The sequence below is a fragment of the Acinetobacter sp. 25-47-130 genome, assembly GCF_056779705.1.
The window spans coordinates 262094-287766 of record NZ_JBWYII010000001.1; the positions used below are offsets into that span (position 1 = coordinate 262094).

General features: G+C 38.0%; 23 protein-coding genes. 15 read left to right on the forward strand and 8 right to left on the reverse strand.

The genetic code is table 11. From position 1 onward, the window contains the following. The first annotated feature begins 70 nt into the window (after positions 1–70). The 5 genes from clpB to AC1M83_RS01275 all read left to right on the forward strand — a co-directional run bounded on the left by clpB (position 71) and on the right by AC1M83_RS01275 (position 6899). Positions 71–2647, forward strand: coding sequence for an ATP-dependent chaperone ClpB (gene clpB / locus AC1M83_RS01255; RefSeq protein ID WP_481589782.1), 2577 nt, complete (start codon positions 71–73; stop codon positions 2645–2647). 205 nt (positions 2648–2852) lie between these two features. Continuing rightward, positions 2853–3689: a hypothetical protein gene (locus AC1M83_RS01260; RefSeq protein ID WP_481588431.1), complete on the forward strand. Its 837-nt coding sequence runs from the start codon at positions 2853–2855 to the stop codon at positions 3687–3689. Further along, complete coding sequence (locus tag AC1M83_RS01265) at positions 3689–5212, forward strand: GH3 family acyl-acid amido synthetase (RefSeq protein WP_481589783.1); 1524 nt, start codon at positions 3689–3691, stop codon at positions 5210–5212. Before AC1M83_RS01260 ends, AC1M83_RS01265 begins: the two co-directional genes overlap by 1 nt. 10 nt (positions 5213–5222) lie before the next feature. Beyond that, positions 5223–6365 (forward strand): GNAT family N-acetyltransferase, encoded by a 1143-nt coding sequence (locus AC1M83_RS01270; RefSeq protein WP_481589784.1) that lies wholly within the window; start codon positions 5223–5225, stop codon positions 6363–6365. 99 nt (positions 6366–6464) lie between these two features. Next, positions 6465–6899, forward strand: a complete 435-nt coding sequence (locus AC1M83_RS01275; RefSeq protein ID WP_481589785.1) for a hypothetical protein — start codon at positions 6465–6467, stop codon at positions 6897–6899. A gap of 49 nt (positions 6900–6948) precedes the next feature. Here the strand turns inward: AC1M83_RS01275 and rlmKL are convergent, their stop codons facing one another. Then, positions 6949–9153, reverse strand: coding sequence for a bifunctional 23S rRNA (guanine(2069)-N(7))-methyltransferase RlmK/23S rRNA (guanine(2445)-N(2))-methyltransferase RlmL (gene rlmKL, locus AC1M83_RS01280; RefSeq protein ID WP_481589786.1), 2205 nt, complete (start codon positions 9151–9153; stop codon positions 6949–6951). Positions 9154–9320: 167 nt separating this feature from the next. Between rlmKL and AC1M83_RS01285 the strand changes: the two genes are divergently transcribed. The 6 genes from AC1M83_RS01285 to AC1M83_RS01310 all read left to right on the forward strand — a co-directional run bounded on the left by AC1M83_RS01285 (position 9321) and on the right by AC1M83_RS01310 (position 15614). Beyond that, positions 9321–9938, forward strand: a complete 618-nt coding sequence (locus AC1M83_RS01285; RefSeq protein ID WP_481589787.1) for a LysE family translocator — start codon at positions 9321–9323, stop codon at positions 9936–9938. Between the two features lie 306 nt (positions 9939–10244). Further along, positions 10245–11261 carry an aspartate carbamoyltransferase catalytic subunit gene (locus tag AC1M83_RS01290; RefSeq protein WP_035265895.1) on the forward strand — a complete coding sequence of 339 codons (1017 nt, stop codon included), beginning with the start codon at positions 10245–10247 and terminating at the stop codon, positions 11259–11261. 10 nt (positions 11262–11271) lie between these two features. Beyond that, positions 11272–12507, forward strand: coding sequence for a dihydroorotase (locus AC1M83_RS01295; RefSeq protein WP_481589788.1), 1236 nt, complete (start codon positions 11272–11274; stop codon positions 12505–12507). A gap of 191 nt (positions 12508–12698) precedes the next feature. Continuing rightward, complete coding sequence (locus AC1M83_RS01300; RefSeq protein ID WP_481589789.1) at positions 12699–13598, forward strand: lysozyme inhibitor LprI family protein; 900 nt, start codon at positions 12699–12701, stop codon at positions 13596–13598. Between the two features lie 128 nt (positions 13599–13726). Beyond that, entirely contained in the window at positions 13727–14752 is a 1026-nt protein-coding gene (locus AC1M83_RS01305; protein ID WP_481589790.1) for a lysozyme inhibitor LprI family protein, read from the forward strand. A gap of 85 nt (positions 14753–14837) precedes the next feature. Then, positions 14838–15614, forward strand: coding sequence for a Rossmann-like and DUF2520 domain-containing protein (locus AC1M83_RS01310; RefSeq protein WP_481589791.1), 777 nt, complete (start codon positions 14838–14840; stop codon positions 15612–15614). Positions 15615–15643: 29 nt separating this feature from the next. On the opposite strand, the gene trmB is transcribed toward AC1M83_RS01310, so the two are convergent. Beyond that, a complete protein-coding gene (gene trmB / locus AC1M83_RS01315; protein ID WP_035265903.1) occupies positions 15644–16360 on the reverse strand; it encodes a tRNA (guanosine(46)-N7)-methyltransferase TrmB in 717 nt (238 codons plus the stop codon). 210 nt (positions 16361–16570) lie between these two features. On the opposite strand from trmB, the gene AC1M83_RS01320 reads away from it, so the two are divergent. After that, the gene (locus AC1M83_RS01320; protein ID WP_481589792.1) at positions 16571–19003 is read left to right on the forward strand and encodes an ExeM/NucH family extracellular endonuclease; all 2433 of its coding nucleotides are present in this window, start codon (positions 16571–16573) and stop codon (positions 19001–19003) included. 38 nt (positions 19004–19041) lie between these two features. On the opposite strand, the gene AC1M83_RS01325 is transcribed toward AC1M83_RS01320, so the two are convergent. Further along, positions 19042–20487: a SulP family inorganic anion transporter gene (locus AC1M83_RS01325; protein ID WP_481589793.1), complete on the reverse strand. Its 1446-nt coding sequence runs from the start codon at positions 20485–20487 to the stop codon at positions 19042–19044. A 209-nt stretch (positions 20488–20696) separates the two neighbouring features. Between AC1M83_RS01325 and AC1M83_RS01330 the strand changes: the two genes are divergently transcribed. Together AC1M83_RS01330 and AC1M83_RS01335 are read left to right on the forward strand one after the other, a co-directional pair. Further along, positions 20697–21308 carry a glutathione binding-like protein gene (locus AC1M83_RS01330; protein WP_180027603.1) on the forward strand — a complete coding sequence of 204 codons (612 nt, stop codon included), beginning with the start codon at positions 20697–20699 and terminating at the stop codon, positions 21306–21308. Between the two features lie 264 nt (positions 21309–21572). Next, on the forward strand, positions 21573–22232 hold the full coding sequence (locus AC1M83_RS01335; protein WP_481589794.1) for a glutathione S-transferase family protein: 660 nt from the start codon (positions 21573–21575) through the stop codon (positions 22230–22232). 31 nt (positions 22233–22263) lie between these two features. On the opposite strand, the gene AC1M83_RS01340 is transcribed toward AC1M83_RS01335, so the two are convergent. The 5 genes from AC1M83_RS01340 to AC1M83_RS01360 all read right to left on the reverse strand — a co-directional run bounded on the left by AC1M83_RS01340 (position 22264) and on the right by AC1M83_RS01360 (position 24990). Beyond that, positions 22264–23049 carry a thiazole synthase gene (locus tag AC1M83_RS01340; RefSeq protein ID WP_092766137.1) on the reverse strand — a complete coding sequence of 262 codons (786 nt, stop codon included), beginning with the start codon at positions 23047–23049 and terminating at the stop codon, positions 22264–22266. A gap of 12 nt (positions 23050–23061) precedes the next feature. Next, positions 23062–23259: a sulfur carrier protein ThiS gene (gene thiS / locus AC1M83_RS01345; protein WP_035265912.1), complete on the reverse strand. Its 198-nt coding sequence runs from the start codon at positions 23257–23259 to the stop codon at positions 23062–23064. A 15-nt stretch (positions 23260–23274) separates the two neighbouring features. Beyond that, positions 23275–23640, reverse strand: a complete 366-nt coding sequence (locus AC1M83_RS01350; RefSeq protein ID WP_035265913.1) for a DUF423 domain-containing protein — start codon at positions 23638–23640, stop codon at positions 23275–23277. A gap of 117 nt (positions 23641–23757) precedes the next feature. Continuing rightward, a complete protein-coding gene (gene rpoH, locus AC1M83_RS01355; RefSeq protein ID WP_035265916.1) occupies positions 23758–24627 on the reverse strand; it encodes an RNA polymerase sigma factor RpoH in 870 nt (289 codons plus the stop codon). 141 nt (positions 24628–24768) lie between these two features. After that, positions 24769–24990: a sulfurtransferase TusA family protein gene (locus tag AC1M83_RS01360; RefSeq protein WP_035265917.1), complete on the reverse strand. Its 222-nt coding sequence runs from the start codon at positions 24988–24990 to the stop codon at positions 24769–24771. 387 nt (positions 24991–25377) lie between these two features. Between AC1M83_RS01360 and AC1M83_RS01365 the strand changes: the two genes are divergently transcribed. Then, positions 25378–25590, forward strand: coding sequence for a cold-shock protein (locus AC1M83_RS01365; RefSeq protein ID WP_004824348.1), 213 nt, complete (start codon positions 25378–25380; stop codon positions 25588–25590). The last annotated feature ends 83 nt before the right edge of the window (positions 25591–25673 follow it).

The following is a 25673-nucleotide window of genomic DNA, read 5'->3' on the forward strand; positions in this document are numbered from 1 at the left end:
CCGACTTGAAATATGACGCTTCTCACCCATTAACTAAGCAAGTACCAAATTTGTTGTGAGGAAAATAATAATGCGTTTTGAAAAATTTACAAATCGCTTACAGCAAGCCTTATCTGATGCGCAATCTTTAGCAATGGGCAAGGATCATACAGCGATTGAAGGCATCCATATACTATCGACCCTGCTTGAAGAGCCATCAAATATGAGTTTGTTGCAGCAGGCAGGGGCGAATTTACGAGAATTAAGCACAAAGTTGCAACAGGCGCTTGATGATGCACCAACACTTGCTCATCCAACTGGTGATATTAATCTGAGTCCAGATGCGGTTAAAGCGCTTAACTTAGCAGATAGTTATGCACAAAAATCGGGTGATGAGTTTCTTTCAACAGATTGGGTGTTACTTGGTTTAGCAGAAACAGGTGCAACCAAAACTATTTTAAATGCGGTTGGTGTTCAATCTGCAGGTTTAAAAGCGGCGATAACTAAAGTTCGAGGTGATGAAAAAGTCATGAGTAACAATCATGAAGATCAACGTGATTCATTAAACAAATACACCATTGATCTCACTGAGCGAGCACTTTCTGGCAAGCTTGATCCAGTGATTGGGCGAGATGATGAAATTCGTCGAACAGTCCAAGTTTTATCACGCCGTACAAAAAATAATCCTGTTTTGATTGGTGAGCCGGGTGTTGGTAAAACTGCCATTGTTGAGGGTTTAGCACAGCGTATCGTTAATGGAGAAGTGCCTGAAAGTTTAAAAAATAAACGTGTCTTATCACTTGATCTTGGATCGCTTTTAGCTGGTGCAAAATATCGTGGTGAATTTGAAGAGCGCTTAAAAGCTGTATTAAAAGATCTTGCTAAACATGATGGTGAAATTATCCTCTTTATCGATGAGTTGCATACTCTAGTCGGTGCAGGTAAAGGCGACGGTGCAATGGATGCAGGTAACATGTTGAAGCCTGCTTTAGCACGTGGAGAATTACGTTGTGTAGGTGCTACAACATTAGATGAATATCGACAATTCATTGAAAAAGATGCAGCACTTGAACGTCGTTTCCAAAAAGTATTGGTTGATGAGCCTAGTGTTGAAGACACGATTGCGATTTTACGTGGATTAAAAGAGCGCTATGAAGTACATCATGGTGTTAAAATCTTAGATTCTGCCATCATTGCTGCAGCTAAAATGTCGCATCGATACATTACAGATCGTCAACTACCAGATAAAGCGATTGATTTGATTGATGAAGCGGCATCTCGAATTAAGATGGAGCTTGATTCAAAACCTGAGTCTCTAGATAAATTAGAACGTCGTCTTATTCAACTGAAATTACAGCTTGAGGCTGTAAAAAAAGATGAAGATGCAGGAAGTAAAGCTGAAGTTTCACACTTAGAAAAACAAATTGCTGAAGTAGAGAAGGAATACAGCGATCTTGAAGAAGTGTGGATTTCTGAAAAACGTTTGGTCCAAGGCGATCAACAAACTCAGGCGGAGCTTGATCAAGCACGTATCGCGATGCAAAAGGCACAACGTGAAAATGATCTAGCTGAAATGGCACGACTTCAATATGGAGTAATTCCTGATTTGGAGAAACGACTCAGTGAAGAAGCATCTGAAGAGAAAGTTGAACCTAAATTATTGCGTAATAAAGTGACGGACAATGAAATTGCCGAAGTTGTAAGTGCAGCTACAGGAATTCCTGTAGCAAAAATGCTACAGGGTGAGCGTGAAAAATTACTCAGTATGGAAACATTTTTACATAACCGCGTCGTAGGCCAAGATGAAGCGGTAGTTGCAGTTTCTAATGCTGTACGACGCTCACGTGCTGGACTTTCAGATCCAAATCGCCCAAGTGGTTCATTCTTATTTTTAGGTCCAACAGGTGTCGGTAAAACTGAGTTAACTAAAGCTTTAGCAAACTTCTTATTTGACAGTGACGATGCCATGATCCGTATCGATATGTCTGAATTTATGGAGAAACATTCTGTTAGTCGTTTGGTGGGAGCGCCTCCTGGTTATGTTGGTTATGAAGAGGGTGGTGTGCTAACTGAAGCAGTACGCCGTAAGCCTTATAGCGTGGTGTTATTTGATGAAGTAGAGAAGGCTCATCCAGATGTATTTAACATTCTGCTTCAGGTACTTGACGATGGTCGCTTGACTGATTCGCAAGGGCGTGTGGTGGATTTTAAAAATACAGTGATCGTCATGACTTCAAACTTAGGTTCAAATGAAGTGCGCGAATTAGGTGACATGGCGACGGAACAAGATGTACGCAGTGTTGTGATGGCTGCTGTTTCTGAGCATTTTAGACCAGAGTTTATTAACCGAATTGATGAACTTGTAATCTTCCATGCACTGAAAAAATCGCAGATTCGAGGTATCGCGGATATTCAGTTAGATCGCTTACGTGCTCGTTTGGCTGATCGTGATTTAAGTTTGACTGTAGATGACACTGCTTTCGATGAATTAATTGAGGCAGGATATGACCCAATCTATGGGGCTCGACCACTCAAACGTGCTATTCAACAAAAGGTTGAAAATACATTGGCTCAAAAAATCTTGGCGGGAGAATTTTTGCCAGGAGATACAATTGTTATACAAAGCACTGATGGAAATTTGAGTTTTAGTAAACTTAAATTAAATTAGAATTTAATAAACAAACTTAGAAAACCTGAATTCGTTCAGGTTTTTTTTTAATTTAAGTGATTTAAAAATAATAAATTTATTTTTTAATAAAATTGCTACTCAAATCTATTAAGTATAAGATTGCACTCAATATTTTTGTGAATAAATGTTTAATTTGTTTATTGATTCACAAAAGGAATTCATTGTTTAGCTTAATGGGATCAATATGCTAGAATTAAAACGACTCCGAAAATTAAAAAAAGAACCTTATAGTGAGTTTGTTAAGGTAAAAGATTTAAAACCCCGTGATATTGAAAAGATGTTCAATATTTACAGTAACTATTATTCAAATACAGTCTTTGAAATTTTTGAAAGAGACCTTCTGGAAAAGACTGGTGTGTTTATCATTCGAGAACCCAAAAAAGATTTTTTAGTGGGTTTCTCAACTGTAATGGAGCGAAATTTTACCGTGAATGGTAAAACTGCCCATGCTTTTTTTAGTGGTGATACCATTATTGAGGAGGCGTATTGGGGTAGTCGAGCATTACAACGTGCGATGTTTCGTTATGTAATGACCTTCAAATTACGTCATACGGGTGTACCGATCTATTGGATGCTGATCTCAAAGGGCTTTAAGACCTACTTACTTCTTGCAAATAATTATTATCACTATTATCCAAATCCAGAAAATAAAGATGAATATTTAAAAGATTATGTTGAAGCGTATTGTCGTGAGTATTTTGCAGAATACTATGATGATGAATCAAAGCTGATTGATTTTGGAGAAAACTATCAGTGTCTGAAACCTGATGTGGCCCCAATAACAGAAGAAATGCGCCAGAAAAATCGTAAAATCGAGTTTTTTGAGGAATGCAATCCATCTTGGGTTCAAGGTACTGAATTACCGTGTATTGGTGAGCTGCGTTGGGTTGATATTTTGCAAACAGCGGTAAGGTTTGTGAAAAAATCATCGCTCAAAAAAAATAAGTCGAATCTGAATAAAGATAAATTATCTAAATCGGCTCAAACCAAAGATCAAGATCAAGATTCTAAGGTGGCCTAATGTCTGTGATATTTGCAGCTCATCAAGTTTTAAATTTGGCCTGTAAAAAATCATTTAAAGACTTTTATCAATACGCTGATCAATTGGAAAAAGTTCAGCGTGATAAATTAAAAGTTATATGTGATGATCCAAAGATGGAATATGAGTCGTTTGCTCAACACTTTCCAGTAACACGTTATGCTGATTGGAAGCAGAAAGTTGAAGCATCACGTAATCAAGGCGTAAATTTACTTAATAAAAGTAAAATTATCCGATTCCAGCCTACAAGTGGTTCAAGTGAAGCACTCAAATTTATTCCTTATACCCAACAATTTTTAAGTGAAATAGATCAGGCGATTGGTTTATGGCTCACGAGTTTATATCGTCGTTATCCTGAACTAAAACGTACAACACACTATTGGTCTGTATCTTGGTTGCCTGAAAGCCAGCGTCAACTGACGACCACTCATAATTTAAATGATGATAGTGCCTTACTTTCTTTTTCAAAACGAATTTTAACTCAAATTACGCAAGCAGTCCCTGCTGACATTGCTTTGGCAGAAACTGCTGAAGATGCGATGTTCGCTACGGCTGTATATTTAGTCAGAGATGAAAATCTCGGCATGATTTCAGTGTGGAGCCCAACTTTTGCACTGCAACTGATCGAAATTATCCAAGAAAATAAGAGTGAAATCGTTGAGGTTTTATCGACTGGTCAGTGGAGTCGTCAAAGTTTAGATTTTTTAAAAATCAAAAAATCAGTAAAACGTAGCCAGATTCTAGAACAATTAGATTTGGAAGATCCGACTTGTTGGAAAAAATTGTGGCCAAAGCTATTTTTAATTTCATCTTGGGATACCGCAAGCGCTCAGCACTGGGCACAAATTTTAAAAACCAAAATTAAGGGTGTAAGTTTTGAAGGTAAAGGGCTTTGGGCCACTGAAGGCGTAGTGACTATACCTTTAGATGATCATTATCCCTTGATGTATCAAGCTCATTTTTATGAGTTTCAAGATTTAGATACTCAGCAAATTTTCCCTGCTTGGCAGCTTAAACCAGGTCAAATCGTGAGTCCGATTATTACGACAGGGTCTGGCCTAAAACGCTACATTATTGATGATGAATTATTGGTTGATTCTTTTTATCAGGGCATTCCGTGCTTTAAATTTCTCGGTCGAAAGATGACAGTTGATTTGGTTGGAGAAAAGATTGATCAATCTGTTGCTTTGAGTGTGATCGATACATTTAAACAAAACGGTTTTTTACCCATTAGTTTACTCGGTATAGAACAGACCGAATCGAAACCTTATTATGTTTTGCTTTCTGAGGGTAGTGTGAGTGGGCAGCCGTCCGATCAACAGTTAGATCAATTGCTAAAACAAAATTTTCACTATGAATTGGCACGTAATTTAGGGCAATTGGATGAAGCACACGTGATGCATGTGGAAGATGCATGGCATGAATATAAGACAATCGCAATGCGCAATGGCATGATTGAGGGGAATATCAAGCCAGAACCGTTGAAGAAAATGAAATTTATTTAAGAATTTAAAAATGACAGAGCAAAATTTACTATATCGATCAAAAACCTCGCCTGAATTTTATCTACGTTATGCTGCGGAGCAAGATGATCCTCAATTGATTGAGCTGATTTCTGAAAGTATGCCGAGTAACGGTATGGTGATTTCATTTGAGCGGAAACCGAGTTATTTTCGGGCTACACATGCACAATATAATAAGCCTGAAATTTTGGTTGTCGTACATCAAGATCAGCCTGATCAAATTATTGCCATGATGAACATCGGTTGGAAATCGTATTGGATCAATGGCGTCACTGAACAATTACGCTATGTATCAGATTTACGAATCAAACTTACAGCTCGGGGTAAAAAAGCGTTTAATGTATTTATGGAATACATTTTTGAATGTTTCCCTCGTGAAATTATCTTTCAAAGTGTGATTTTAGAAGATAATAAAGTAGCTCGTAATATGATGCATCGTGAAAGAGAAGGATATGCTTTACCTTATATCTTTGATTCGATGACCACTTTTACCATTTCTAAGGTGCCTAAGTTTAAGCAGTTTGCTGAACTTCGCCTTGAAACAATGACCATAGATAAGATTGATGCGGTCAATGGTTTTATACAAGAAATGGCTTCCCATTATAATTTTTTACCTGATTATGACTTTAGACAGTTATTGGAAGCTAATCATCCTTTTTGGTATGGGCTGAGATTAGAAGACTTTCATTTAGTGCTCAATTCAGATCATAAAATCGTAGGTTTATTTGGTTTGTGGGATCAAAAAGATTTCAAACAAACTAAAGTGGCGAGTTATTCTACAACGTTAAAACTGTTAAAACCTGTCTATAACACTTATGCTCGTATTACTGGACAGTTAACGCTTCCCAAAGAAGGGCAATCCTTTGATTATCTCATGACGCATAGTTTCCTCTGTGATCCAAGTGCGTTAGACGTACTAAAGTTTATGCTGACCAATGTCAACACATTAGTGAAGGCTCAGGGTAAAACATCATTTTGTGTGACTGTGGTTGAGAATGACCCACGTAAGCAAGTTCTAGAGCAGTGTTCATCACATAAAATGAAAGCAGTTCACACGCTTCATAGTTATGAAAGTAAACCCTATGACGTGATTGATCGTTCTAAATACTCTTACTTTGAAGTGAGTCGTATTTAAGAATATGGTGCGTTCATCGGAATGCGGGTGAACGCACTTGATTAGCTGTAATTAATAAATATATAAATAAAATTACAATAATAATTCTCGAGATAAAAAATGGAATTTATAAGTGTTACTTTTCGACGGTCAATTTTAATTTCTAGCATGCTGATGTGTGGTTTCCAATGGGCAACTGCACAGCAATTAGATGAATCTGAACTCATCGAACAGCAAGTGATTGATCAGAATTTGAATGAAAATTTAGTACAAGAATTAAAAAAAGCAGTATCACAGAGCGCTGAGGTACAAATACAAAATCAACAATATTTGGCTCAGACTCAAGCAGAAGAATTTAATCAGAAGCAATTGGTTTCAAATGCAGTTTCTGATTTTGAATTGAGCAAAAAAGCAGATCCTGAGCAGATTAGCAAAACCATTAAACCACTGACGTATTATCCTTATGATACGCTACCACGTACTGTCTATGTTTCAACAGATCCAACCATTATTGTGACAAAGGAATATTCACCTTCAAAAAATTTAAGAAAATAAAAAAGGGCAAACGAATTGCCCTTTTTTTATTGGTCAAGCTCTCTAGTCATTAGGCTTGAAGGTGTCTAATTTTCCATGAACGATGAATTTTAGTATTACGTTTAAAGTCTAGACCAATTGTTTCATGGGTGAGTTCTTCAATGTCATAGAAAGCTTTGATTTCGTCATCTAATTCAAAACCACGATAGTTATTTGAGAAATACAGTGTACCACCAGTGGTTAAACGATTCATTGCACGCTTAATCAGGGATAAGTGATCACGTTGAACGTCAAACGTACCATGGAATTTTTTAGAGTTCGAGAACGTTGGCGGATCGATAAAGATTAAGTCATATTGTTCATGACCTTCTTTTAACCATTCAAAACAATCACTGGCAAAGAACTGGTGTTGTTGGTCGGCATGATCAACCGTTAAACCATTTAAGACAAAGTTTTCTTTAGACCAGTTCAAATAAGTATTTGAAAGGTCGACACTGGTCGTGCTCGCAGCACCACCTAACGCAGCATGTAAACTTGCAGTTGAGGTATAACTATATAGATTAAGGAAATGTTTACCTTTCGCTTCAGCAGCGATGCGTAAGCGAATTTGGCGATGATCGAGGAAAAGGCCAGTATCCAAATAATCTGTGAGGTTAACCAAAATTTTCGCTTTGCCTTCTTGAACGATAAAGCGTTTAGAGGCAGTACTTTGTTTGGTGTATTGGTTTTTACCTTCCTGACGAGCACGAGTCTTGATAAAAATGGCATCACGGCCCAAACCTGTGACAGCACGGATTGCTTGCAAAGCAAGATTAAAACGTTTTTTCGCTTTTTCAGGATCGATTGATTTTGGTGGGGCATATTCTTGAACATGCAGTCGGTCACCATATAGATCTACAGCGACATTGAAGTCTGGTAGATCAGCATCATAAATTCGCAAACAATAGATATTTTCTTTTACTGCCCATTTTTTCAAATTCTGCATATTCTTTTGCAGGCGATTTGTAAAATCTTCAGCACCTTCAATTTTATCGAATTGAAGTGGTTGCCAATTGGCTAAGAAAGGTTGTGTCACAACAGGTGGCTTAATCTTGCCCGAGCGAATATAAATAGGCAGCTTACCATTCATTAAGCGAAGCGTTTGAGTTTCGCTAAATGCTAACACGTCTGCTTGTTCAATTTGAGCTGCAATAACTGCGGCAGTTTGGTTGGCAAAGTTCTTTTGAAGTAAGCCAGATAGACCAAGATAGAATGAACGGCTAGAGCCTTTATCCCCAAGACGCTCACCATAAGGTGGGTTGGTGACAACGACCACAGATTTACCTTCTGCTTTAAAATCTGGCCAATCAGAAAGGGTGCGCTCTTCGATTTGAATTTGATCGAGCAATGCCTCAAATCCTGCAGCGCGGATATTATTTTTGGTTGCTTTTACTGCTTCCCAATCTGCGTCAAAGGCATAGAATTTTGGAAGCGGTTTTTCTAAGGCAACTTTGTGACGTTCCGCAGCTTCACCTTTAATTTGCATCCAAAGATCATGATCATGACCATTCCAGCCATTAAAGCCGAAACGACGAACCAAACCAGGCGCGCGGTCAGTTAACATCATCAAAGCTTCAATAATGAATGTTCCTGAACCACACATTGGATCAAGAACAATATCTGGATTCTTTTCAATTAATTTTGCATGTTGAAGGATGGCTGCAGCCAAGTTTTCTTTGATGGGTGCATCAGTCATATAGTGGCGATAGCCACGTTTATGCAATGAATCACCAGACAAATCTAAACAAAAAGTATGTTCTTTCTTACCAGCCAAAGCATAAATGGTAATTTCTGGTTGTTTGATATCGATGCTTGGACGTTTACCGACAGCCTCCATGAAGGAATCTACGATACCGTCTTTTACACGTAATGTGGCGAATTGGCTATTGACCTTGATCTCACGTTCAACATGTAAACGCACAGCAAATGTACTTTGAGGTGCAAAAATAAGCGACCAGTCAAAACTATTTGCACCTTCGTAGAGTTCTTCAGCTACATCGCGTGCATCGTGAGTAAATTCAACTTCAAACGTATGGATAGGCGTCAAAACACGTGATGCAAGACGAGACCACATACAAATCCGGTAGGCATCAGCCAATTGACCTTTGAAAACCAATCGCCCAGGGAAACGTTCAACGTTTTGTACTCCTAAACCTTCAATTTCTTCTTGAAGTAAGGTTTCAAGCCCATCTGCACAGGTAACCCAATATGTAGAAAGACGAGGTTTAGAATTCATGAACATTCCCAAAGACAAATAAAGCAATCGCGTATTTTAACTTATTTTTGATTTTAAAACTGCTTTAATGCGCTGATACAACCATTTTAAAAATAATTTAAATTTAAAGATTGATTGAAACTGGTTGATATAGCCTCATAAAACTAAAAACACTAAAAGATAAAAATATGCTGGCTTTAATTTTCTCTATGTTTACTTTTTCATTATCGATGTCTATCTCTCCTGGACCTGTTAATTTAACTATTCTCAGTAGCAGTATGAACTTTGGTGTTCGAAAAACTTTTGCTTTTATTTCAGGTGCAACCATTGGATTTACTGCTTTACTTGCAGCAGTTTGCTTTGGTCTATATCAGATTATTTTATCGTATCCGGTTCTTTTGGATGCTATTACGCTGTTAGGAACGGCTCTATTGGTTTGGATTGGCTGGAATATTTTAAGCGCTAAAGGCGAAAAAAATCGAACAGATCACAAAGATCTAGAGAAGATTCCAAATTTTACGCAAGGTGCGTTAATGCAGTGGCTGAATCCAAAAGCTTGGATTGCCGCCGTTTCAGGTACAGCCCTATTTTCAGCTTCAGAGAATAGTGTTTATTTAGCGCTTTTTGTTTTGATTTATTTTATGGTCTGCTATGTCTCTTTATGGCTTTGGGGATATGCAGGGGAAAAATTGGCTCAGTTTCTTAATGTGGCAAATCGAGCAAGAATTTTGAATAGGGTGATGGGAAGTCTTTTAATCGTGATTGCTATACAGATGTGTCTCACTCATTTTTTAACATATCCATAAAACCATGAGTAGATCATTTGTTGAAATTTCTATTTTTAAAATCTAACTCACTATTTCAGGGAAATTTGATTGAATATATGTATGAAAATAAAGATAAACAAGCTTTTATCTAGGAGTTATGAGCCTTATTTTTAAGGATTTAGACGATTTCAATCAAATGCTTTTGGTTAAATTAAGTTTTTGAAAATTTTTATGAAACACCATAAGTCGTGATTAAGTTAGTTATTGATCAGCTGCGGTGTGGGTCACTGCCAAATCATTTTAGAATCTGTATAATACGTTGACTTAACGTATAAGGAATCTCTCATGCACTTCGCTGCATTGCATACACCGAGCCAGATTCAACTCAACCAAGATGGGAATCTCAAACACTTCCTCACCATCGAAGGCCTTTCAAAAGAAACTCTTACAAAAATATTGGACACTGCACAGTCCTTTTTTAATGACCAAAATCAGCTCATTACCAATAATTTGCTTGAAGGCAAAACGGTAATGAATCTGTTTTTCGAAAATTCGACACGTACACGAACGACATTTGAAGCAGCGGCAAAACGTCTTTCTGCCAACGTACTCAATATTGATATTGCTCGCTCAAGTACTTCAAAAGGCGAAACACTGAGAGATACACTGTGGAATTTAGAAGCAATGGCGGCCGATATCTTTGTGGTTCGACATTCTTCATCAGGTGCTGCACATTTTATTGCGAAGGATGTTTGTCCAACTGTTGCCATTATCAACGCGGGTGATGGACGTCATGCGCATCCAACTCAAGCAATGTTGGATATGCTTACAATTCGCCGTGAAACCAATAAAAAATTTGAAGATATTTCCATTGCGATCATTGGGGATATTAAACATTCACGTGTTGCACGTTCTGATGTGGCTGCATTGCAAACATTAGGTTGTAAAGATATTCGTGTGATTGCGCCGAATACGTTACTTCCTTATGGCTTTGATGAATATGGTGAAGGTGTTCGCCTATTTAACAATATGGAAGCTGGGATTAAGGATTGTGATGTCATCATTACTTTACGTATTCAAAATGAACGTATTGATTCTCCTGCATTATCTTCACAAGCTGAATTTTACAAAATGTATGGTTTGAACAAAGAGCGTTTGGCTTTGGCCAAACCTGATTGTATCGTGATGCATCCAGGGCCGATGAATCGTGGTGTTGAGATTGATTCAAGTATTGCAGATGGTCCTCAATCAGTGATTTTGAATCAGGTGACCAATGGTATTGCGGTGCGTATGGCAGTTCTCGCTCTGGCGATGCAGGGTCAGTTACAAGAACAAGGTTTAATTGAAGCAGTTGCGGTATAAGGAATCAGTCATGTCTATTGTTAAAGTCGAAAATGTACGCGTCCTAGATCCAATTGCTCAAACTGATCAAATAGAAACTATTTTTATTCAAGATGGAAAACGCATCGAAGCGACTTCAGAGGTTCATGAGAGCATCGATGGGCAAGGCAAATGGCTGATGCCAACGATGGTTGATTTGTGTGCTCGTTTACGAGAGCCAGGTCAACAACAGCATGGAACGTTGAAATCTGAAGGTAAAGCAGCACGTGAAAATGGCATTTTACATGTATTTACCCCACCAGATTCAAAACCTATCGTTCAGGACAATGGTGCGTTAATTCATGGTCTTGTTGAAAAGGCAATGTTAGATGGTGGGATTTACCTTGAAGTGATTGGTGCACAAACACAAGGGCTTCAAGGAAATCAACCTGCCAATATGGCGGGTTTAAAAAAAGGTGGTTGTACAGCTGTATCAAATGCAAATGCACCTTTTGCGAATGACGATGTGGTGCTTCGTACGCTTGAATATGCTGCAGGTTTGAATTTAACTGTCGTATTCTATGCTGAAGAGCCTCAAATTGCGAAAGATGGCTGTGTGCATGAAGGCTTTATTGCTTCACGCCAAGGTTTACCAATGATTCCTGCTTTGGCAGAAACGGTCGCGATCGCAAAATATCTATTAATGATAGAGGCGACAAAAGTCCGCGCACACTTCGGATTACTGTCTTGTGGTGCTTCGGTTGAGTTAATACGTATCGCGAAGGAAAAAGGATTGCCAGTCACGTGTGATGTTGCAATGCATCAGTTACATCTTACGGAATCTTTAATTGATGGATTCAATTCCTTGGCACATGTACGTCCACCTTTGCGTTCAGAATCTGATAAAGAGTTACTTCGTCAGGGAGTGAAATCTGGAGTAATTGACGCGATTTGTACGCATCATGAACCACTCAGTAGTTCTGCAAAAATGGCACCTTTTGCAGAGACTTTGCCAGGTTTTACTGCTTTTGATTCATATGTTCCTTTTGGAATCAAATTGATTGAAGAAGGTTTATTTAGTCCATTAGAGTGGGTTGAAAAAGTAACGAGTGCGCCAGCTGCTGTTGCACAAATGACTGAGACATGGAAAGCACAGGCTGGATGGGTGCTGGTTGATCCAGATTTGGAATGGACACTTGATAAATCTTCTATTATTTCTCAAGGTAAAAATACACCGTTGATTAATCAAAAAGTCAAAGGTAAGGTAATTCGTGCTTTCATAAAATAATGTGAATTCAATCATTTAAAGGTCGATTAATATCGGCCTTTTTTATTTTGGATGATTGAATAATTCATGATTCAGTATATTTTATGAAGATCTTTATTTTTTAATAAAATTTAACTGAGAGCTTTAATAAGAATCAAAACAAAACCAATGAGGTTTGGTATCAAGAGCTTGAGTTTGATTGGGGGAGTAGCATGAAACTTCGGATGAAAACATTGACCACATTGTGCATGGTTGGTGCATTGTCAGGATGCCAACAAGTGTATTCAATCATGTATGCTTTTAATCGTTGTGATCAACCTGAAGTGCAATTAAAACTCGAACAAGTCATCCATAAAGACATCGCGAATATCTCAGCGACTCAACTCAAAAGTATTATAGAAAATGATCAAGTTATTATAGATGGTCAACTCTTACAGCGTAGTTTGAAACCAGTTCAATTTAAAATTGAAAACATTGATAAAATAAAGAAAATGAGATCCTCTGATCAGACGATGTGTACAGCAAGAGTCACTGCTGAACTACCATCAAATTATCTGACGGATGCTGATGTATCGCGCGCATTAAATCGAGAGTCAAATGTTTTAGAATCAGCTGCACTTTCTCAATTAAACTTTGAGAACAATCAGATTTCTACTGAGTTAAATTATAGTGTACGAATTTCAGAGCATGAAGTAACTGTACAATTGGTGAATGCACTACATTTCACCAGTTTTATGCAAAAAGTTCTAATAGATGCCCATTTAAAACCATCACGTTTGACGGCTTTAGTGTTAGATCGTCAAAAGAAACAAGCACTTTTAAATCAGCAAAATAAAACATCAGATGATTATCAATCCATTCTTATTGCTGAAGCACAACTTAAATTAGATCAAGCCAATGAAGATCTAAATTCTGTATGGAGTAGAGCTTCACTTCAAGCACGCCAAAAAATACAATACGAGCAAGAACTGTGGGCAAAAAAGCGTAATTTAGAATGTAAATTAAATAGTGAAGGCGCCGATAATCCTGAAGTTTTTCGATTGAATTGCGAAACAAATATGGCGATTAGTCGAACATCTGAATTACAGCAAAAAATTTTCACTCTAAGTTAGGCATTGATTAAACAGGGTTGTTGAGCGTTAGCTTTTACGCATCAAATTTTAAAAAAATAAAAATGTGATGGAGTTGTTGTTTTTTATTTGATTAAATATGTCAAAATTATAAATATGCGGTATAAAAAATGACGTATAAGATTAAATTGGCTTTGATTATCTCTACCATCTTCGTTGCAGGTTGTGATCTGAATAAGAAAAGCAAAGACACCTCACAGAATGTAGAAATTGCTGATTGGAGTTGTACTTCTCCTACGAATGTCAAAGAAATTGAACGCTTTGCGCAACAGGAATATAACAACATTTTAGATCGTCGTTTAAAAGCAACACATCAGTATGAGTCAGATTTAAAATTACTTTCCCAAATCAACTCATCGCTTAGATTTGAACTCAAGTCGATTACAACAATGAATGATCCTTCAAATGCAACAAACAAACTGACGTGTTCAAGCCAGTTAGTTATCCACCTGCCGAAGGGGCTTCAACGTCGTGCTGAAAATGCATACCTTGAAAAACCTTGCGAATATGAATGTGAACATGACGAAGGTAGTTATACGCTCCAACATTGGATTAATGATGTTCATGGCAATATCAGTTATGGGCAAGATAAGCTCATAGGCACTTTGAATTATGAGATTACCAAGACAGATAAAGAAGGTTTAATGCTAAGTGTGCAACCTGATAATGCATTGTTAGATATTGCTGCAAGTATGACGAGATATGCTGTTCAATTTGAAGCATTTCGTAAAGCAAATCAGAATGAATCAAAAGCTTACGAAGAATATGAGGCAGTACAACAAAAACAAAAGGCCTTGGCACTCAAAGCCATGCAATTGAGAAAATCTGATTTAGATAAAGAGCAAACACGAGCTGTCGAGCGACTTAATTTAACTTGGGATAATTTGAGCGGCGAACAAAAAGAACAGCTAAAGAGCGATCAAACTGAATGGTTCGAACGTCGTGACGTGGATTGTAAAGTGGTCTCTCAAAAGTCAATTGAAAGTATCCCAGAAAAAGAACGCGAAACTTATCAGCAACATTATCAATATTGGGACAATGAAATGAATCAAATAAATGTTGAGATGCAATATTCTAAATGTTTCATTCAAAAGACAAATGAGAGAATTGTGTACCTAAACAATGTGTTTAATTAATTCATTACAATATAGCAAAAGGGCGAATTGATTCGCTCTTTTTTTATCGGCATGCTTAGGTATACAGAATATATGTGGAAGCGATATGCGTATTAGTGTGATTGGAGCAGGGCGCGTAGCTCATCATTTGGCTCAGGTATTGAGTCAGCATCATGAGATTGTCCAAGTGTTTAGTCGAGAGCAATCTAAAGCCAATTTGTTGGCGGCTTTAGTAAGAGCTAGACCATGCAATGCAATTGAAGATCTCGAAGACACTGTTGATATTGCATTATTGGTGGTGAGTGATAAGGCAATTGAAGAAGTTGCTGAAAAAGTTGCAAAACAGCTTCCTCAGGCTTTAATTGTACATACGTCTGGCAGTACCCATATCTCTAAAATCACGCAATATCATGAGCGTGCAGGTGTGTTCTATCCACTACAAACCTTTAGCTTTGAAAGTCAAATTGATTGGTTGAGTACGCCAATATTTGTTGAAGCGATGAGCGACCAGGATTTAGCATCCTTGATTCAAATGGCAAAAGAGTTGAGTCAAAAGGTTTATCAATATGACTCAACACAGCGCTTGAGTTTGCATTTAGCAGCTGTCTTCGCGTGTAACTTTACCAACTACTGCTATGACGTCGCTAAGCAGCTTGTAGATGCACAAAAAGTCGATTTTAATTTATTGTACCCATTGATTTTGGAAACTGCGAAAAAAGCGACTTTAAATCCCCCAAAACAGGTGCAAACTGGTCCAGCGATGCGTGGTGATCAAAACATTATCCATATGCATCAAGAGATGCTGGCGCAGGCTGGACGTACGGATTTAAGCCAAGTGTATAGTGTGGTGAGTGATCAAATTTATAAAAGACAATCAGAATAAAAAAACAGGACTTAAGTCCTGTTTTTTTATTATTGAATCTTTTTAAATAAGAAGTCGTTAATTTTATGGCCTTCTTCAATTCCACGACGTTCAAACTTAGTTTGAGGACGCCAGTCAGGACGAGGATAACTGTTACCTTTACCCGCCATATTTTCTAAACGAGGGCGGTTATCTAATACATCTAACATCCATTCTGCATAGGGTTCCCAATCGGTTGCAGCATGGAATGTTCCACCCATTTCAAGTTTTTCTTCAACTAAAGGCATACGATCGTGTGAGACAAAGCGACGTTTATGGTGACGTTTTTTCTGCCAAGGATCGGGGAAATAAAGTTGAATTGCATTGATACTGTTATCTGGCATTTCACGCAAAACTTGAATTGCATCCGCATCAAGTAAACGTAAGTTTGTCAAACCAGCCATACCCGCTTCATATACACATTGTGCAATGCCAGGAACATGTACTTCAATGCCGACATAATTGCGTTCAGGATTGGCTTTTGCCATAAGTACAAGAGAGCGCCCCATACCGAAACCGATTTCAACCGTCAATGGACGTTCAGGATGCTCAAATTGCTGACGTAAATCACCAACAGGATATTCCAAAATTAAGTGACCATATTGTTCAAGCGCAGTTCGTTGAGAAGTATTCAACGGAGATGAACGGCGCATAAATGTGACAATTTCGCGATGCTCGTTCAAGTTGTCTAATTCTACAACTTGCGGGTCTAATTGATCGTTCGACATAACTTTGGCAAATGAGAAAAAATTCGAATGCGGTATTTTAAGACCTGAGACTCCTAAGTCAAACCTTTTTCTACCTGAAAGCGCTACGTAGCTATCAATGATTTGTCGATCTATTCATGAACTTTTTCAAAATGTCATGAATTGTTCATCTACTTGTCATGCCTGTACACTAGGCTTGGAAAATAATATGAACAATGAATAAGACTTAAAATGAATAAACTCATATTATCTTTATGTATGATCGGATTTAGTTCAACGCCGTATGCTGAACTCATGATCAGCCAGTATGTGGATGGTAATAATAACAAGAAAGGTATTGAACTATACAATCCAGATGGAGGTGTTGTTGATTTATCCGCATATCAATTAAAAATATTTCCGAATGGTCAAACCACTGCGAATTTGATGGTCAAGCTGCAAGGAACTTTAACAACTCAGCAGCACTTTTTAATTGGACATTCAAATTTAAAAACTGAATTGGGTGAAGCTGTTCAGCAAACTGCTAACCTTTCATTTAATGGCGATGATGCAATTGTTCTCTATAAAAACAATGTGGCTGTCGACCGTTTTGGTGCGATTGGAATGCAGCAAAACTGGGCAACCGGTTTAAGCTTTGAACGTACAAAGAAAACACATGATGTCGTTTCGATAGATCCATCTGCACCCTTTGAAATTCAAAAAGAGTGGGCTAAATGGTCGGATCGCAATGCTTTTAACCAGTATTTAGCGATTAGTACAAATGAACCAATAGAGCCATCTCCGACGACTCTAAGTTGTAACTCTGCGAATACACCTATCGCTGAACTCTCACAAGCAGCTAAGAATCAAAACTATACTGTGAAGGGGGTGATTACTGCGGATTATCGTTATGCGAATGGATTCTCAGGTTTCTATATCCAAACCCCTGATGCCAAAGCAAAACCCGATCTAACTAACGCGATTTTTGTATATGCTCCTGCTTCAAGTCCTATAAAAGGAGGAAAAGTCGGAGAAGAAGTCGTTCTTAAAGGTCGATTAACTGAATATCAAAATCAGTTACAGATTGATAATTTATCCGAAAATATTTTAACTTGTAATCAAGCGGCAAGCGCTTGGATAACGCCATTATCAATCGAGTTACCATTTGAGAGTTTAACTAACGCTTCAGGGCATGCGCCAAAGCGTTATCAAGGTATGTTGGTTAAAATACCTCAAACATTAACGGTAAGTGAAAATTACAATTATGGTCGCTACGGACAACTGTCATTAAGTCTAGGACGTTTGTTTATGCCGACCAATATTTATCCAGCTAAATCAGCAGAAGCAACGGCATTGGCGCAAAAAAATCTTTTGTCCAAAATTGAACTTGATGATGGATATAATGCACAAAATTTAACGCCTACATTGCCAAGTCAGTTTAGTGCTTTAAATACCCTACGTGCAGGTGATCAGTTAAATGCTGTTGAGGGTATTCTAGAATATCGATTTAATTCTTGGCGTATTCAACCTGTACAAGGTCGTACTCAAATCCAAATTAAAGCCAATAACCCGCGGCCACCAATGATTCAGAAAAATTCAAACCAAACCCGTGTCGTGGCTTTCAATGTTTTGAACTATGATAATGGTTTAAATGGTTTTCCAACTGAGCGAGGTGCTAGCAGCAAAGCTGAGTTTGAGAAGCAACATACCAAAATAGTCAGTGCAATGAAAGAAATCGATGCTGATGTATTTGGTTTAATGGAAATTGCGAATAATGGTTATGGTGAAAATAGTGCGATTGCATATTTAACACGAGCACTTGGATCGGAGTGGAAATATATCACTCCGCCAAATTCAAATCGATTAGGTGATGATGCGATTGCTGTTGCGATTATTTACAACAGTAAGCGTGTAAAACCTGTTAACGCTGCTGCAGTGTTTGATGACCAGTCACAAAGAAATCGAGTGACCCTTGCTCAAAGTTTTCAACCAGTGAGTGGCGGTAAAATCTTTACGGTTATTCCGAATCATTTGAAGTCTAAAGGAAGTTGTCCTTCAAATGATCAATCTGCTGATGCGGATCAAGGTGATGGTCAGGGGTGTTGGAATGCGACACGAGTTAAAGCGGTACAACAACTCATGCAGTGGATTGCAAAGAATCCAATGCAAATTACAGGTCATCCGAATACGCTCTTGATTGGAGATTTAAACAGTTATGCAAAAGAAGATCCTATCTTGGCTTTAGAGCGTGCTAATTATACGAATGTACTGGCGGACAAAGTTGTAGGGCTCGGCGAACAGGCGTATACCTATGTATTTGGTGTCGACAGTAACAAAGCTGGATTTGGTGGAGCCGGTAATTTGGATCATGCTTTAGCTGATGCTTCGTTATTTCCTGCGGTTAAGCGTGCATTTGTATGGCACATCAACGCTGATGAGCCAATGAATCTAGATTATAACGAAGAATTTAAGACTACAGAGCAGAAGTCGCTCTTTTATGCTGATCATGCATTTAGATCATCTGATCATGATCCAGTGATTGTCGACTTAGAGCTCAACAGCTCAACAAATGCTGAGCAGCCACAGCGTGACACTAAGTCAGGTGGTGGTTCGTTGAACTGGCTATCCATTTTAGGATTAAGCCTGTTAGCCTTGGTTGGTTGGAGACGCAGAAACTATTCCTAAAACTTAGCAGTAAAAAAAAGAGCCATTTGGCTCTTTTTTTAAGTGTTTGAGATACGTTCTATCAATGTTACGCTCGCTTGGTTTAAACCAATCACACGTACCTGAGTCCCTTGAGCTTCAAATTTAGCTACGACATTCGCTAACATATTGACAGAAGTGATGTCCCAAATATGAGCATAGCTGAGATCTATTTCTACTTGCTTGATATCTTCTTTGAAATCAAAAAATGCATAAAAAATTTCTGCGCTACTGAAAAATATTTGACCTTTCACCGTATAGTAGCGCACGTGATTTTCTAATTCAGATTGAACTTTTACTTCACTCTCGAGTTTATTAATGAGAAATAGGGCTGACAGAATTACACCAATCAATACGCCTAGAGCAAGGTTATGTGTTGCAAGAACAATCATCACGACAGTAAGCATGACAACATTACTTTGCACGGGATGTTTGCGGAAATTTTTTACTGAATCCCAATTAAATGTCGTGAACGCGACCATGATCATAATGGCGACTAAAGCAGCCATAGGAATATAAGCCAACCAATCTTTAAAGAAGACCACGAGACATAGCAAAAAAACACCAGCCACTAATGTCGATAATCTTGTTCTTGCACCTGAGCTGACATTGATGATGGATTGCCCGATCATTGCACATCCAGCCATCCCCCCCATAAAGCCACTTACCATGTTCGCGATCCCTTGACCGCGACATTCTTGATGACGATCTCCTTCAGACTCAGTCATTTCATCAATCACAGTCGTAGTCATCATGGTCTCAAGCAAACCAACTGTGGCGAGCGTGAGAGAGTACGGTAAAATAATAAGTAAAGTGTCGAGATTGAATGGAATTTCAGGAACTAAAAATACAGGCAAGGTATCTGGGAATGCACCTAAATCACTAACTGTTCTCATGTCAGCGCCAAGTAGAAGTGCCAATACACTGAGTACAATAATACACACTAATGGCGATGGTATGATTTTTCCGATTTTGGGTAAATAGGGAAATGCGTAAATGACCAATAAACCAATCGCTAAAAATATATAGCCTAAGCTATTCATTTGAGCAATTTCTGGAAATTGAGCGATAAAAATGAGAATCGCTAAAGCATTTAAGAAACCATAGACCACTGACTGGGAAACAAAACGCATGAGTTTTGCGACTTTGAGATATCCTGCGATAATTTGAATTACACCTGTCAGAATCGTAGCTGCCAATAAATATTGTAATCCGTGTTCTTTAACAAGAGTGATCATCAGCAGCGCCATCGCACCTGTAGCAGCCGAAATCATAGCAGTCCTACCACCAAAGAAGGCGATCGTAACAGCTATACAGAATGAGGCATACAGACCTACCTGAGGATCAACGCCAGCTATCGCCGAAAATGCGATTGACTCTGGAATCAAAGCTAAGCCTACGACTAAGCCTGCAAGTACGTCAGTTCGAATGTTAGAAAACCACTGATCTTTCTTTAAATAAATCACAATTTGCCTTTCACAAAGATGTAGCAGCGCTATGGTAAAACATCACACAAATAAAAGCTGAAAAAAGCTTGAAAATTAATTCAATCTGCACAATATTCATAAGGAGATCATCGATGTTTACGCTTGCTTGCAATTTAAAAAACAGTTCTTATTGAAAAAAAGCGTGAAGCAATTTAAAAATGATAGTAGTTAGATAACAAGGAAAAAGTATGAAGTTGTATTATTCGCCAGGTGCATGTTCACTCGCAGCGCATATTATTTTAAATGAAATTAATGTTGATTTTGATTTGGTTCGTGTTGATCTTAAAACTCATACCACTGAAAAAGGCGAAGATTACTTCGCAATTAATCCTAAAGGCTATGTGCCGGCGCTAGAAATTAATCCTGGCTTAATTTTAACGGAAAATGTCGCAATTTTACCATTTTTGGCACAGCATGATCCTGCTCAAGATTTAATTCCACCTTCTGGATTAGGTCGAGCAAAAGTACTGGAGTGGCTTGGTTATCTAAATTCTGAATTACACGATGCTTATGCAGTGTTTTTTGGTGCACCACTCACGGAAGATGCTAAACAAAAAGCGTATGCCGAAGTTGATCGTTTACTGACTTTCATTGATAAAACCATTGGTGAATCTAATAATGATTATTTGGTAGATGATAATTTTGGACCTGCAGATGCGTACTTATTTGTACTCACCAATTGGTCTAATCATATTGAACATGACTTGAGTCATTATAAAAATATTATTCATATACGCAATAAAGTTGCAGAGCGTCAGTCTGTACAGATTGCGATGCGAGATGAAGGATTGATTCCTTAACAGGTAAGGTTTCGTTCCGTTTGTTTCGAGAAAGAGCCGAAAGGCTCTTTTTTTACTCTAAAATTTTCAAAGAAATTTCACAAATATTTTTCAGAAATAGAGAGCATTAAAAAGACAAATTTTTCATCATAATTCGTTTCAGATTCAGTGGTAATTCATTAAATAAGATATCGTTATTCATGATATTTTTTGAACTAAACATTATTTAAGTTGCTGATTTAAATCTGATATTTATATTTTGTATTTAAATCGTTGGACTAAAAAATGAGTTTGAAATTATATTCTTACAACGAATCAGGTAACAGTTATAAAGTACGTCTGTTAGTAGCATTATTGAAAGTGGATCTTGAAATTGTAGAACTAGATTATTTCAGTGATGAACAGCATAGTGAGAAATTTTTAAAAATTAATCCTAAAGGCGAAGTGCCAGCATTAGTAGATGGCGATATTGTTTTAACTGATTCTGCCGCAATTTTGGTGTATTTAGCAGGTAAATATTCATATAAAAACACATGGTGGTCTGAAGATTTAGTAGAACAAGCTAAAATTTTAGATTGGCTTGCCTTTGCTGCCAGTTGGGTGCAATTCGGGGTTTTCACGGCACGCGCGATATTGTCTTTCAAAGGTCCATACAATGGTTTGGGATTAGAAAGTACTGAGCAAACATTTAAAGAGGCGAAAATACGTGGTCACAAATCTTTGGCTATTTTAGATGGTGTGCTCAAAGACCGTGAATGGTTAGCGAATAATAGACCAACTATTGCGGATATCGCAGTGTTTGTCTATGTCGCGTTAGCACCTATGGGTGATATTTCTCTAGAGCCTTATCCAAACGTACGCGCTTGGATTGAAAGAATAAAAGATTTACCTAACTTTATCAAAATTGATGGATTGGATGATCCTTTGTATCGTCGAGTGAGTTAAGAAAAAACCCACTTTAAAAAGTGGGTTTTTTTTATTTAAAAAAGTATCCAGTTTCTGGAGAGCTTGCATTTGCCATACGTTTGCGTGGCATACGACCAGCAAGATAAGCCTCGCGTCCAGCTTCAACGGCTTTTTTCATAGCAGAAGCCATTAGAATCGGATTCTGTGCAGCAGCAATTGCAGTGTTCATGAGTACGCCATCACAACCTAATTCCATCGCAATAGCAGCATCACTAGCTGTACCAACCCCAGCATCCACCAATACAGGGACTTTGGCATTTTCTTTGATGATAGAAATGGTATGTGGATTAAGAATACCTAAACCAGAACCAATTAAACTCCCCAAAGGCATAATAGCGACACAGCCCATACTCTCAAGTTCTTGCGCGACGATAGGATCATCAGAGGTATAAACCATGATTTCAAAACCATCATCGATCAATGTTCTTGCAGCTTTTAAGGTTTCAGTAATATTAGGATAAAGCGTTTTTTCATCACCTAATACTTCAAGCTTGACTAAATTGTGACCATCTAAAAGTTCACGTGCGAGCATACAAGTGCGAATGGCACTATTGGCATCAAAGCAACCAGCTGTATTGGGAAGAATGGTGTATTTTTCCGGTGGAATCACTGAGAGTAGGTTAGGTTGATCTGGATTTTGACCAATGTTTACGCGACGGATTGCAACAGTAACGATCTCAGCACCACTGGCTTGGATTGCTAAGTCAGTTTCCTGCATATCCTTATATTTTCCAGTGCCCACTAATAGTCGTGAACTAAATGAACGTGATCCTATGATCAACGGACTATCTTCCATATTTACTCCGAGTTAACCACCGCCAACAGCATGAATTATTTCTATACGGTCAGCATCTGAAATAGGGGTATCTGCTAGTTTACTTTTTGAAATGATCATTTCATTTTTTTCAACAGCAAATCGTTTACCTTCTAGCGATAATTCTTGAACCAGTTCTAATAAGTTTTGGCATTGCGTTTGAATCGACTCGCCATTTAAAAAAATATTCATCAGATGACCTTCAAATTAATGTTGAATTTTGAATGCTTGCCATGCTAAAAGTAGCCAGCCAATAATCATCAATGCTCCACCAAGAGGTGTAATTGCCCCTAACCCGCGCGGGAGCCCTAAAGCCATGAGATATAGAGATCCACAAAATAAAATGATACCGAACTGGATGAAGATAAAGCTGAATTGAGTTGAAAAGTTTGGAATTATTTTTGGTATGAGTGCGAGTATTAATAATCCAATTGCATGATAAAAGAAATAATCAGTTGCAGTCTGCCACCATGTCAGTTGGGCTTCGGTTGCACGAGCTTTAAGGCCATGAGCGCCGAAAGCACCTAGCATTACGGCAAGCGCTAAATTAATGGCTGATATTGAGATCCACATCAGGTTATTCCCAATCGAAAATTGCGTCATACGATAGCATACATGACGTACGATTTTTTTAAACTTGCATAGCGTAAATACAAAAAAAGAGCTTATAGCTCTTTTTTTGTAATCGTATTAATTTGATGACATGGCGATCTTGATCTTGTCCATGGCATTTTTTTCAAGCTGGCGAATACGTTCAGCGGAAACATTATATTCGGCTGCTAGTTCATGCAACGTAGACTTATCATCATCTAACCAGCGGCGCTGTAAAATATTGCGTGAACGATCATCCAGCTGATCCATTGCTTCATGTAAAGCAGAGGTGCTCTGAGATTCATAATCTTCTTCCTCTGCTAAACGAGCAGGGTCATAACGATTATCCTCTAAGTAAAGCGCAGGAGCGACATGAACTGAGCTTTCATCATCTTCATCAGATTGAGCTTCGAAGGCTGCGTCATAAGCTGTTAAACGACCTTCCATTTCAAGAACTTGTTCAGCTGTTACATTTAAATCAGCCGCAATAGATTGCGCTTCCTCGAGCGTTAATTTCTTGCTCGATTTTTTTAAGCTTCTTAAGTTGAAGAACAGTTTACGTTGAGCTTTAGTTGTCGCAATTTTAACAATACGCCAGTTACGAATCACATATTCGTGGATTTCAGCTTTAATCCAATGTACTGCAAAAGAAACTAAGCGTACTCCCATATTGGGATCGAAGCGTTTTACAGCTTTCATCAAGCCTAAATTACCTTCTTGGATTAAATCGCCTTGAGGTAAGCCGTAACCTGCGTAACTGCGGGCAATATGCACAACAAAACGAAGGTGGGACATCACCAGCATTTTAGCTGCGTCTAGATCTTGGTCATAAAAATAACGTTCAGCTAACTCTTTTTCTTGTTCAGCTGTCAAAATAGGGATCTGGTTTACAGTACTAATGTAAGCACCTAAATTGACCCCGGGCGCAGACAATGACAGGGGCATCAATTGATTGCTGCTGTCAGTCATGAGTACTCCTTATAGGAAAATAGTTTAAAAAACCAATTACATTCATCTTAATCCTTATAGCATACAGAATTAAGCGAATTTGGGTAGTGAAATGTAAATTTAAATACAATATTTATCCATGATTAATTTAGATGAAAACACCTAAGATTCAATCACGTAATGAAATTCAGAATCCGAAACTTGTTTAAATGCGCATGTCAATTTATGTAGCTGACAATAACGTTGAATATCGATTTGACTGTTCGGATCTGAAGCTTTTAATAAAAATTGCTGAGGTGCACTATTTTGTTTCATCGATTTCTTAAGTAGCAGTAAAGGTAAAGGGCAAGGTTTACCCATCGCATCGATTAACACTTGAGACATAGTAAAACACGAGATTGAATAATAAAGTTGGTCATTATTCTAGCAAAAGTGTGACTTAAGAATAAAATTAAATGATTTAGATGAACTGTTCAAATAAAGTGCAATTTTTGCACTAAATTTGTGTGATTAATATACAAGTTTTAGTTAGATAATTAGCTAAAATTTTTCTATTAATTGTGTTGTACCCATGTTAAGCTCAATGCGTACTTAAGGATTGCGTAGAGAAATTTGTTCTCTAAGCCTTATTTATAATGGATATAACCGGGATTTTGTTAATAGTTTTACAGAATGATTACAAGCTTTGAAATAAAAAATGTTTTAAAATTTGTTTGCTCTGCTGTTTGCAACACCGGGTGGTCCCTTTTCTTACCAACTGAGGATTAACTTATGACAGCTCGCGAACAAGGCGTTGTTAAGTGGTTTAACGATACTAAAGGTTTTGGCTTTATTCAACGCGCAGGCGGTGATGACGTATTCGTTCATTTCCGTGCTATTCAAGGTGAAGGCCACCGTTCACTTCGTGACGGTCAACGCGTAGAATTCAGCGTTGTACAAGGTCAAAAAGGTTTTCAAGCTGAAGAAGTTCAGCCTTTAGACTAATCCTGCTTTTCACTGAAAATTAGGTTGCGCTCCAATTTTGATAAATTGGGGCGTTTTTTGTTTATACTATAGACCATTATCAA